The organism is Prevotellamassilia timonensis (assembly GCF_021531665.1).
Lineage (GTDB): Bacteria > Bacteroidota > Bacteroidia > Bacteroidales > Bacteroidaceae > Alloprevotella.
In genome coordinates, this window is sequence record NZ_JADYUH010000078.1 from 1 (window position 1) to 10,098 (window position 10,098).

Consider the following 10,098-nt stretch of genomic DNA (forward strand, 5'->3'; position numbering starts at 1 on the left):
CGTCCAGTATATCGGCTGTCCGAGAAAATAGAAGTCCCTGAAATCACCAAAGATTTTTAGCGGACACCAATATAAAACAATCTAATCCACAGTTATATTCACACTTCGCGCAAATATCTTTTGTGAGCCAACTCCCTTAACGTCCACTTCCTTCAGACAGGTAAGGGTTAGTATTTGTTCTTTTGTCAGTGCCATATCTTATTATTCGTAAAAAACTTTTTTGAACAGTTCTATTCCAGTATTATCCTTTGCAATTCTACCAAAGTCTCTTATAACTTCATCTGCTGACTGCTGAGAAGAAAAACGTTGCATTTCATATTTCTTTAGGATGGTTACTTCTCCTTTTTCATTCCGTGTAATCTTTGTATCAGACGAAGAAGAAAGGAACTTTGTCAGAAAGTCATCCCACTCGTCATCGGGGAAAGACGGATCACTAAGCCACAGATTACATACTTTGGTGGGGAAAACAGACAGGTTAAATATCAAATAACTATGTGATTGCTCTGAAGGAGTAAAACTAGCAATGTCTGTCATGTGCTTCTTATCCTGACTCGAAATGAAATATCCATCATCGGAGATCTGGAATATAGACATTTCTACATTCTTCTTGTCAATTCTCTGGCGACCGAAGTAGTATTCAAATATGTACCCATACAAGAAATCCCATCCCCACATATCCTTGCGGACGGAAAGTTTGGCATATTCAGAATCAGGACTATTTCTTCGCTTACCTATTTCATCAAAGTACCAATTTCTGCTCCCCCACATATCCGTGTAGGGTGTCTGCTCTCTCACATAAGAAACAATCTGGAGAATCCGTTTCTGATACCGATTCAACAGTCTAAAAGCGTTTCTTACGTCAACGAAAATATTATCTATCTCTTTGCTCATACTACTTCCAATTAAAATATTTACTTATGTTCTCTAAGGATGACTCTGATATGATTGGTATTGGCTGTGCCATTGAATTGAACCAATCGATATTGTACACGCCATTGATATTAAAAGCCAGTATAATGTTATCAAGTAAACGCAGGGTAGCCGAAACATTCATGTTTGGCGCAGATATAGATTCAAGTTCTTTTTGGTACTTGTTGACCCCCATTAAAATAGAAAGCCAGTTACACTTGTAAATCTTGACTTTTTCACCTTTGACCGAAATTGTTTCTGCCACAATGGACTGATTACCGCCAACAGCAATAAAAACAAACGGCTTTTCGTCGCCATATTCATTGTGGTACGCAGTTATCTCTTGTTGCCACTGGTGCTGGTACTGACCTCCATAGTCACCGTATTTTGCTTCAATTATGACATTGAACAACTCGAATTCCAGAAACAAATCTGGCTCGACATAGTTTGTATTGTCTGTTCCTGTTCTATCCCAATGGGACCAGAACTCATAAGACAGCAGCAGCCCTGAATGTATAGGCATAGTATCGTTGCTGAAACAAGATTGTCTCAGTAGATGCCAAAACACATTATCCGGCAATAGCATCAGGTTCTCAAAAACAGCCGAAGTCTTTGGATCTTCATTAGTTTCTTTATGATGATACGTACTGTGTAACATATACTTTACTTATTTTGATACTTCGTTAATTTTCAGTTTATAGATTTATTTATAATATGTTACGTCATATATACAGCACCTCTGACAGGAACTTGTACACCTGTCAGACAACCATAAACAACGATTCTTAAAATAGATGGGAATAATAGCCTAAGAGACCGAAAACAAGCGTTTTAAAAATTGGTCAAGCAACTAATAATTAGCAAATTAGTAGTTGTCACACAAACCAATTTACTAATGGAATTTCAGCTACTTGACCAGCTCACCAAGATCATCAATGATGCCCTTAATGGCACTGCAAAGTTTCGTAAGAGTGTCAAACTTTCTTCGTCACTACTTCAATTTTTTTCCTAAGCATGACGAAACGTAAGAATTTCACACAAATGGCACTGTTCTGCGACTGCAGTGAGAGCCGTTTCAGACAGAACTTCCGAAAGAAGTTTGACTGGGTGAGATATAACCTTGCTTTCTGCAGGGAGAAACTCCGGCACAGGATTGCCATCGCCATCGATCCGAGCTACATTCCCAAGTCAGGGATTGAGTATCTTTACCGCGATGCAAAGCAGTTTGCCGGACTCACCCATTGCCAATCATGGAAGAGGGAATCACTGGACTTTGCGTTCAACATGTCACTCTCCTCTATCAACGTGGTGAGTTTTTTCTCGGAGCTGCGGCATGCATCTTCCTGTCTCTAATGTGAAGACGCTGATTCATAATGCGGATATGATACAGAGATTTATTCGCATGTCTGGAAAGCGCCCACACAGGCTATTAAATACCAACGATTTCAAAGAACTCTTATTTGTGGTGTCTCGGACGCTGCGTGATTATTCAATTTTCAACGAACTATTATCATAAGGCTATAGTATTTGTAATGCGATGGCAGCGCAGGCTTCTGCATCAGCCAGAGCGTGATGATGGTTTGACAAGTCATAGCCGCATCGGGCGGCAATCACATCAAGAGAGTGGCTGCCGCCATGCCACACTTTGCGAGATGCCACACAGGTGCAGAGGAATGGATAATCGGGATAGTCCATCTGATACACTCGGAATACGGCTTTCAGACAACTCTCGTCGAATGACTTGTTGTGAGCGACAAGGGGAAGACCGGCAATCTTGGGTTCTATCTGTGCCCATACTTCCGGGAATATGGGGGCATTGTCGGTATCGTCGGCGCACAATCCGTGTACCCGACTGCACCAATAGTTGTAGTATTCCGGTTCGGGCTTGATGAGAGAGTAGAACTTATCTACTATCTCACCGTCGCGCACGATGACTACTCCGACCGAGCACACCGATGACCGTTCGTTGTTGGCTGTTTCAAAGTCTATTGCAGCAAAGTCTTGCATCTCACCGGTTATTTTTGTTGATTAGATTGACTACCACCTTTACCATCACATCTTTTTCTTCGGTGCGACTTTCGGCAATCATAAGTATCAAAGCCAATGGTGCCCTTAATGACACTGTTCAGCGACTTCCCTGTAGTAACGTTAGCAATTTATCTGAAACCTCTTTCTCCAGTTTGAAGTCCGGGTGGCAATGTCCTACCCATTGTGTGCCAAGAAAAACGAGTTCGTCGGATGGGAGTACCAATGGTCCTTTGACAACAGTCAGCACGTAGGGGCAGCAGTCGTCAACCGAGTCGTTCGGGTTTTCACCATGAGAGAGGATGGACCGCGCTTGTTCGTCACCCTCGGCAATGACTTTCATCAGGTAGAGCACCTTCTTTTCATCTTCGGGATGGATGAACACGACCATGTCACCCTCTTCCGGGAGGTCGGTTACGTCAGGCAGGAGTTTGCCCCAACGCCGATAGGTGTAGCCTTTCTGCCACAACTCTTCCGTAAACGCTTCCCATTCTTCATCATCAAAATCAAGGATATGCAGACGGTCATCTTTAGGCAGAATGGGTTCCTTGCTTCGGATATAGACGGTGATGTGCAACTTGTCGCTATAAGGTGCATGGTCTTTCAATTCCGTGATTTCCGCCTCCAACATCTCCTGCCAACCCATGTCAAGCATGGCAGCGATGGCTGTGTTTTGATTGCGTGGGATATAACCTAAAATGTAATCAAAGTCAAAGTCCTCGGGGTCATCATCATAGTCAGCAGCCAACGCCACTGCCACGGCATTCTTGTCGTACTTGTTCTTCGGCTCTCGCACCAGTGCGAGTTTGGCGCCCACATACAGTTCGTCCCAGATTTCTTTGATGTCATGGAAACCAATGCCCGCCACAGGGCACTCCAGAATAACCTTCCGCTCGTATTCGGGCGCGGGGTCAATGGGAGGGAACTCCGTGATGTCTCCTTCCAGGGGCACAGTCGATGTCGGTATTCCCTCTGTGGCGAATACGTCATCAAGGGGCGCAGGCTCTCCACCTAAAGGCAGTTGCTCGTCTTCGTCTTGGCGAAGGGTGTTGATATAGTTTTCCACCATATCGCTCAGTCTCTTGTCCTGAGCGATATCGGAAATGCCATGTTCCTCCAACTGCCGCTGGAGGTCTGCCAGTTCGGCATCGCACTTAGGGCAGGTGCCGGGGCAATCGCCTTTATGGCTACACTCCGTGGTTGCATAGTCCAAGCCATATTTTTCAGCCACATAAATACGGATGGCTTTCAATATTTCGCACTTTTCTTTTCCCTTGTCCATAATCATCAGGATTTTCTATGTCATATTACTTGGTAATACGGGTTTCCTGTTTCGTGTAATTACATTCCACGATGTTGTGAAAGCCGAGTTCTCGGAGTTCCTTGATGCTTTCCCGGACATCCTCCTCAGTGGTGAAGTCCGGAATATGCGGCACCTTTATCGTCACCTTGTCGGGCGACAATAGTTTCTTCGCACACTCCAGATGCTGATGTACAGCAGAGTTCGTGCCCGTATATCTATAATATATGTCAGCGTTCATGCTCTTTATGTCCACTATCCACTCGTCCACATGCGGAGCCAAAGTCCTGATGGTGTCGAATGAGCAGTGCAACGAAGTCTCCAGCGTAATCTTCCAGTTCTTCGGACAGAGTCTGGCAAACGCCGTGATAAACTGTGCCTGCAGGGTTGGTTCACCGCCACCGAAGCAGATGCCGCCGCCGGTTGCCTGGAAATAGATGTTGTCCTGCTTCACGATGTCGTAGAGTTGCTGTGGGGTGAGCATCTGTATGCCACGGCGCAACGTTCGCCCATCTTCCTCATAGATGTCCTCATGACACTGCTTGTTCAGACAATAGCGGCATTTCAGCGGACAGCCCATAAACGTTACGAGGGTGGTCACGCCCTTGCCATCCACGCCCATGCGGTGGCGGCTGATGCCGAAGATGGGACTGGCATAGGCTTTCCGCTCTTCGTTGGTCGACCGTATCAGGTAATGATCCATATACCATTTCTCAAAGTGTTTCAACGCCTCTTCTATGGGAGCGTACGCACCACTCCAATGCAGATAGCGGTTAAGTAGCAAGGCTTTCATGGTCAATGGCGTCTTGTCACCATCCTTGTTTTCCAGATGAAACTCCTCAATCATTCTTTGGAACTGCTCCATCACTGGGTCATTCTTCAAAGACCACAGCACCCAATTCCTTTCGTAGCCCCACATCAAGTCACACCCTTCCGGAAGCGAACGGGGTGGTTCGCTCTCTCCGTTGTAGTATCTGCACTGACTCTGGAGAAACTGACGCTGTGTCAGGTCACACGGTTTCATGGTAAATCAAGTAGGTTTTAACACCTTGCAAATATAGCAATAAAAGACTGGCAGATGTGGAAACGTTTTATCAAAACACGATGTAGCGTTATATCCTATTATTGGCACAAAAGTAGTTTGGTTTTATCTTTTCCGTTTCGTCTATTCTCCAAGATGTTTTTTATTGGTGTCCGCTAAAAATCTTTGGAGATTTCAGGGACTTCTATTTTCTCGGACAGCCGATATACTGGACGCACAAGTAGTCTTTTGGTTGCTGTAATGGGACAGAATATGCCTCAAAATAGCAAAGATAGCCATTCACGGTTAGGTTTATGTCGTGTGAGAGACGGAATTTTTAGCGGACAGCCGTTGTTACCTCTTAAGAGGGGGCTTGTCTTTCGCCAAAAACCGTATTATTCGACACAAAAACATGTTTAGCGGACAGTAATAAATTTTTTATGGCATCAAACTTGGGTTAAAGATTAGCGTAGAAAATTCATAGAACCCATCAGGGATGCTACATCCCCCATCAATTACAACTCATCGGAAACAGCGTATTGGCGTGGAGACAAACCTGTGAGTTTGAGGAAAGCGCGGCGGAACGTGGAGATGGAGGCAAAGCCGCTTTGGGAGGCGACATATTCCAGCGTATATTCAGGATGTTCCTTCAGCATGGGGATGCTGACCTGTTGGATGCGCAATTGGTTGATATAGTCGTAGAATGTCTGACCGCGCACCTGACTGAGATATTGGCTGACATAGGTGCGGTTGGTGTTCAGAGCCTGTGCCAGGTCGGCAAGCGTCAGATTTTTGTTGAGATAGAGCCGCTGCTCGTCCATCAGGACCTCCAAAGCACCTTCGGCAAGGGCTGGCGACACGTACTGTACGGAGACTGGCAAATCCTCTTCGGGATTAGCGGCTATAGGGCGGAAATTCCAACTATAGCGCAGCACCATAAGCCAAAGGAGGATAAAAGAGATATAATAGATGATATCTGTCAGCATTGTGGCATAGAGCGAACTAAAAAACCACGCCAGTTGGCTGACAATACAGAAGACGAAAACGGGCTTCAGCCATGTCGTGTCAATGCGGTCGATATTGGAGAAATTTGCACGCACATACTTTATATGTCGCTGCACCTTCAACCATCCAATAATGATAACAGTCCATCCATAGCACCACAAGAATGCCGATAAGACATAGATAACCATCTGAATGGGCCACACAATATATAATATGGTGAAGCAGGCAAAGGGCAGCGAGAGCAGGATGAGACGGTTGATTGTGGTCCAACGGGGGATGACGACCTCAAAGACGAATACAGTGTAGGACAACGCAGACCAAGCATCAATGACAAACACCCAATTGAGCACCTCCTGGCGGTACATTCCCGGAAAGGTCAGCACTAAGTCCTTCATGCACGATATTGCACAGATAGCCATGATGCTGCCCAGCACCAATTGGAAGCGTGTCCTTTCCTTTTGATAGAACAGGATTCGCAGTGAAAAGATGGTGAAGAAGGTCGTCGTAATGCCAACCAAAAATGCCGATATATTCAAATATTCTTCCATACAAATATAGGTCGCTTCTATAAGTGATGATAAAAAAATGAGTTGCTACGATTTGCCATTTTGCCTTGTTCGTTTATTTGGAACTCATTTTCTTGGGAGCAGCTGTTTTGAATCCTCTCATCGTTATGAAGCCGGCTGCACTCCCTCTCAAAGATGTATCCCAAAAACATCACAAAACCTTGCGCGCTGCAATTTTTTCTGAGGAAATTCTTTTTTTTCACGAGATATGTTTCAATGAAAGGATTTGTGTTTCTCCTACAAATATACAGGTTTATCGCGGAAATCATTTGCAATCAGAAAGTCATTAGATAAAAATTTACGCTTTGACAACTGAATTTGTTAGTTTGACGTATGACTGTCCATTTAATTCCTTTTGTTTATCAATGGCAGAATTATATTTGCCCCCAAGTTTCAAACTATCACACACAAAATCTCTTACCATGAAACGAAACATTTTTTTAGTTCTTTGTCTATTGATGACATTTCTGACCATCTCGGCACAAGTGAGAAAGCCTGTGGCGAAGAAGGGCACACCTACAGCAGTGAAGAAAACCAACACGTTGGCTACCATAGCCATGGTTGATTTGGGAAGTGACGGGTCGCTTGAGAAACCATTGGCAGAAGGTCCCGATGCCCTCTACTTCATCAACCAGTTGGGTCGTGCCGTGTTGGCAGTGGATAAGAAGACTGGCAACATCAGTCAATACATTCCAGGAGGTCGCGACAAGATGATAACAGCCATCGGACACGATGGCAAGGATCTCTACATGATGGTGACCAATGTCGGATTGGTGCGCTATGATGGCAAGAGCCGCGAAACATCGCCCTGCCTTTTCCCCACGAGCGCCCCGGGTAAAGGTCTCATTGCCCATCAACGTGCGTTCGAAGGCATCGTGTTTTCACCCAACAAACGTTGGCTGGTGGCCTATGGTCATGGTGCCATCCTGTTTGACCTGGAGAATGGAGCATGCAAACCTGTCAGGGAGTTCATCACCAAAGACGTAATGAACGCCTTCGTTTTTGACGATGGTTCTATGATTGCCGTTATGTCAGACTACATTGTATCTATACCCCATACAGCAGCTGCAACCATCAAGACATATCATGAGGCAGAAGGAGGTGCAAAAGTTTTTAAGTTAGAATCATATATTAAGGCTTCAGCCATCAAAGATGGTTTCCTCTATGCCGCTTGGAACAGATTCGTCGGAAAGACTCCCCTCCCTTGGCAGGACATCAAGTGGGAGCAACTATATCAGTTGGAAAGCAGCGACAACCGATTTTGCAACTTCGCCATGGGACCGAAGAGCATCATAGCCGAGTGCTCCGAATATGGAAAGTATTACATGGAATGGCCGTCAAACGATTTCTCTGGCACGCCGAAGGTGACAGACAATATTACCACCCCCATCAAGAATCCTATCACTTCCTTACCGATAAAAATCCAGCGCAACAGCGACAAACTGCATTTCGACCATGAGGGAAATCTCATCATGTATAGTTATACAAACCTTGACATCTATAATCCCGAAGGCATCAAGGGATATACCAACCTAAAGAATAAGAAAACACGCTATAAGGTAGAATAATTATTATGTAGGACCACCATAAATTCGTTTCAAAGGATGGTCATTTACGCAATAGATCTTGCAGCCATCCCCGATTCGCCGCCCGTAATGTGTGCAATCCATAGCACCTCGCATAAATCAACAAACGTATCACTAACAATCAACAACCATGAAACAAACAAAAAATCTTTTAGTTACTGCTATATTAGCATTCGTAGCAGGCATGTTCTCCGCTTGCGGAGATGGTAGCAACAAGGCAGAGGCAGAAGCAGCCGCCATTCCTACTGATGGTCTTCTTGGTGAACTGCCAAAGGTCGTGGCTGAGTTTGAAGCAGCAGAAGCAGCTGCCGATGCCAAGTACGAAGAGTTGAAGGAGAAGGACCCCGAAGAGGCCAGTAAGTTCTGGAAAGACTACATCCATCAAGGCAACGCCACTAAGTTCAAGAAAGAAACCCTGCCCGCAGTCTCAAAGACACTGAAGGGGGTAGAGATTCCCACCGAACTTGCCGAAGGCCTGCCTTTGGAACTTAAAGGGAACTTCACGCTTGACGATGCACGACAGGCCTACGCCAGTACTTTGCTGACAGCTGATGCAAACCAGCAGACGCCTTTCACGAATTACAAGCCCGTGGCCTACGACTCTGACGGCAATGCCATTGAAACGGGTTCAGCTGGCACCAACTGGCAGACCCTATATCCCGTTGAACAGGGCAAAGAACTGAATTTCAGATTTTACATTAGCGTCTGTGACTACAATGCAGCCAGATGGGCAAAACTGAAGAAAATCGTTATCATGGACAGCCAGAGTGAAGCCTTCAAACAGGCAGAAGAACAGATAAAGGCAAACAAAAAAGCCTTTAAGGATAAGGACAAGGATAAGGAATAAATCTGAATGTGCAGGGCGGTGTGTCATAATAGCCATTCTGACGCACCTTCGAGGGTGTATCCAAAATGTGCATTTTGACACACCCTCCTTTTTATTAACCTAAGTTTGACGTTCCAAGGGTCAGAGAAACAGGCTCAGCACGGCTCTTTCATTTAAGAATAAAATAGCGACAAAAGCTCCCTTACCCGATTCAGTTTGAATTGGGTAAGTATATTTAGTTTTATTTCAGGTAGTTATCTGTTTATTGAACTATATATTTTTTTCATTTTTGTCCTAAAAATCGAATCAGACAAGTAAAGCTCATCGAGATGTGTCTCATCAGTTCGGCCAAACCTTTTTTCTTGTCGATCTTCTTTTTGCGCCGTCCTTTCCATGCGGAAAATATGGTGCAGACCATCCTTTGGATGGTGTCAAGGTTGCGGGCGGCTTTTGCCGATTTCCGTTTCACCTTGTCCTGTAAAAGACTGACATCGAGCTGCCAGTGCATGCTTTCTATAGCCCAATGGTTGCGCACTATTGCGCCCAGCTTTGGCGTGTCCGCAGGCAGGCTGCTGGCGTACAGCCGTTTTTCGGAAGTACACACGCCTGTGGACTTTTTGATTGTGGACGACTTATATTCGATGATTGTCATGTTTCCGCCCCATTTTTCCTTGTCGGCTATTACTTCAAGACCGTCATAGATGTTGTAAGTCCTTGTCTCGATTCTCCCATGGCCGAGTTCCGGACCTTCAGTATATGAATACAACGGAGCATGTTCCTTGAGCCTGTCCTCGACCTCATAACGTAGCGACCGTTGATTGGCTTTGAGCTCTATCAGGAAATCTCCGCCTTTTGCCCGT

Annotated in this window: 10 protein-coding genes; 3 read left to right on the forward strand and 7 right to left on the reverse strand. The window is 45.2% G+C overall.

Features of this window, described 5'->3' with window-relative positions:
• Positions 1 to 201 precede the first annotated feature (201 nt).
• Entirely contained in the window at positions 202 to 891 is a 690-nt protein-coding gene (locus I6E40_RS10015; protein WP_235386936.1) for a hypothetical protein, read from the reverse strand.
• A gap of 1 nt (position 892) precedes the next feature.
• Positions 893 to 1,567, reverse strand: a complete 675-nt coding sequence (locus I6E40_RS10020) for a hypothetical protein (RefSeq protein WP_235386938.1) — start codon at positions 1,565 to 1,567, stop codon at positions 893 to 895.
• A gap of 356 nt (positions 1,568 to 1,923) precedes the next feature.
• Here I6E40_RS10020 and I6E40_RS10025 point away from each other — a divergent pair, with 356 nt between their 5' ends.
• Complete coding sequence (locus I6E40_RS10025; RefSeq protein ID WP_235386940.1) at positions 1,924 to 2,262, forward strand: hypothetical protein; 339 nt, start codon at positions 1,924 to 1,926, stop codon at positions 2,260 to 2,262.
• Positions 2,263 to 2,427: 165 nt separating this feature from the next.
• Here the strand turns inward: I6E40_RS10025 and I6E40_RS10030 are convergent, their stop codons facing one another.
• The 4 genes from I6E40_RS10030 to I6E40_RS10045 all read right to left on the reverse strand — a co-directional run bounded on the left by I6E40_RS10030 (position 2,428) and on the right by I6E40_RS10045 (position 6,808).
• Complete coding sequence (locus tag I6E40_RS10030) at positions 2,428 to 2,916, reverse strand: 3'-5' exonuclease (protein WP_235386942.1); 489 nt, start codon at positions 2,914 to 2,916, stop codon at positions 2,428 to 2,430.
• 118 nt (positions 2,917 to 3,034) lie between these two features.
• Positions 3,035 to 4,216 (reverse strand): HIRAN domain-containing protein, encoded by a 1,182-nt coding sequence (locus tag I6E40_RS10035; RefSeq protein ID WP_235386944.1) that lies wholly within the window; start codon positions 4,214 to 4,216, stop codon positions 3,035 to 3,037.
• Positions 4,217 to 4,241: 25 nt separating this feature from the next.
• On the reverse strand, positions 4,242 to 5,258 hold the full coding sequence (locus tag I6E40_RS10040; protein ID WP_235386953.1) for a radical SAM protein: 1,017 nt from the start codon (positions 5,256 to 5,258) through the stop codon (positions 4,242 to 4,244).
• A gap of 512 nt (positions 5,259 to 5,770) precedes the next feature.
• Positions 5,771 to 6,808 carry a helix-turn-helix domain-containing protein gene (locus tag I6E40_RS10045; protein WP_235386955.1) on the reverse strand — a complete coding sequence of 346 codons (1,038 nt, stop codon included), beginning with the start codon at positions 6,806 to 6,808 and terminating at the stop codon, positions 5,771 to 5,773.
• Positions 6,809 to 7,248: 440 nt separating this feature from the next.
• Here I6E40_RS10045 and I6E40_RS10050 point away from each other — a divergent pair, with 440 nt between their 5' ends.
• The gene (locus I6E40_RS10050; RefSeq protein ID WP_235386957.1) at positions 7,249 to 8,394 is read left to right on the forward strand and encodes a hypothetical protein; all 1,146 of its coding nucleotides are present in this window, start codon (positions 7,249 to 7,251) and stop codon (positions 8,392 to 8,394) included.
• Between the two features lie 148 nt (positions 8,395 to 8,542).
• Positions 8,543 to 9,259 carry a hypothetical protein gene (locus I6E40_RS10055; RefSeq protein WP_235386965.1) on the forward strand — a complete coding sequence of 239 codons (717 nt, stop codon included), beginning with the start codon at positions 8,543 to 8,545 and terminating at the stop codon, positions 9,257 to 9,259.
• Between the two features lie 262 nt (positions 9,260 to 9,521).
• Here I6E40_RS10055 and I6E40_RS10060 read toward each other — a convergent pair.
• Positions 9,522 to 10,098: ISAs1 family transposase (locus I6E40_RS10060; RefSeq protein WP_235386967.1), on the reverse strand; the 577-nt coding region annotated here is incomplete at its 5' end.

Coding starts and splice junctions, on each gene's coding strand:
- I6E40_RS10015 (WP_235386936.1), bottom strand. CDS start 891: ATGAGCAAAGAGATAGATAATATTTTCGTTGACGTAAGAAACGCTTTT.
- I6E40_RS10020 (WP_235386938.1), bottom strand. CDS start 1,567: ATGTTACACAGTACGTATCATCATAAAGAAACTAATGAAGATCCAAAG.
- I6E40_RS10025 (WP_235386940.1), top strand. CDS start 1,924: ATGACGAAACGTAAGAATTTCACACAAATGGCACTGTTCTGCGACTGC.
- I6E40_RS10030 (WP_235386942.1), bottom strand. CDS start 2,916: ATGCAAGACTTTGCTGCAATAGACTTTGAAACAGCCAACAACGAACGG.
- I6E40_RS10035 (WP_235386944.1), bottom strand. CDS start 4,216: ATGGACAAGGGAAAAGAAAAGTGCGAAATATTGAAAGCCATCCGTATT.
- I6E40_RS10040 (WP_235386953.1), bottom strand. CDS start 5,258: ATGAAACCGTGTGACCTGACACAGCGTCAGTTTCTCCAGAGTCAGTGC.
- I6E40_RS10045 (WP_235386955.1), bottom strand. CDS start 6,808: ATGGAAGAATATTTGAATATATCGGCATTTTTGGTTGGCATTACGACG.
- I6E40_RS10050 (WP_235386957.1), top strand. CDS start 7,249: ATGAAACGAAACATTTTTTTAGTTCTTTGTCTATTGATGACATTTCTG.
- I6E40_RS10055 (WP_235386965.1), top strand. CDS start 8,543: ATGAAACAAACAAAAAATCTTTTAGTTACTGCTATATTAGCATTCGTA.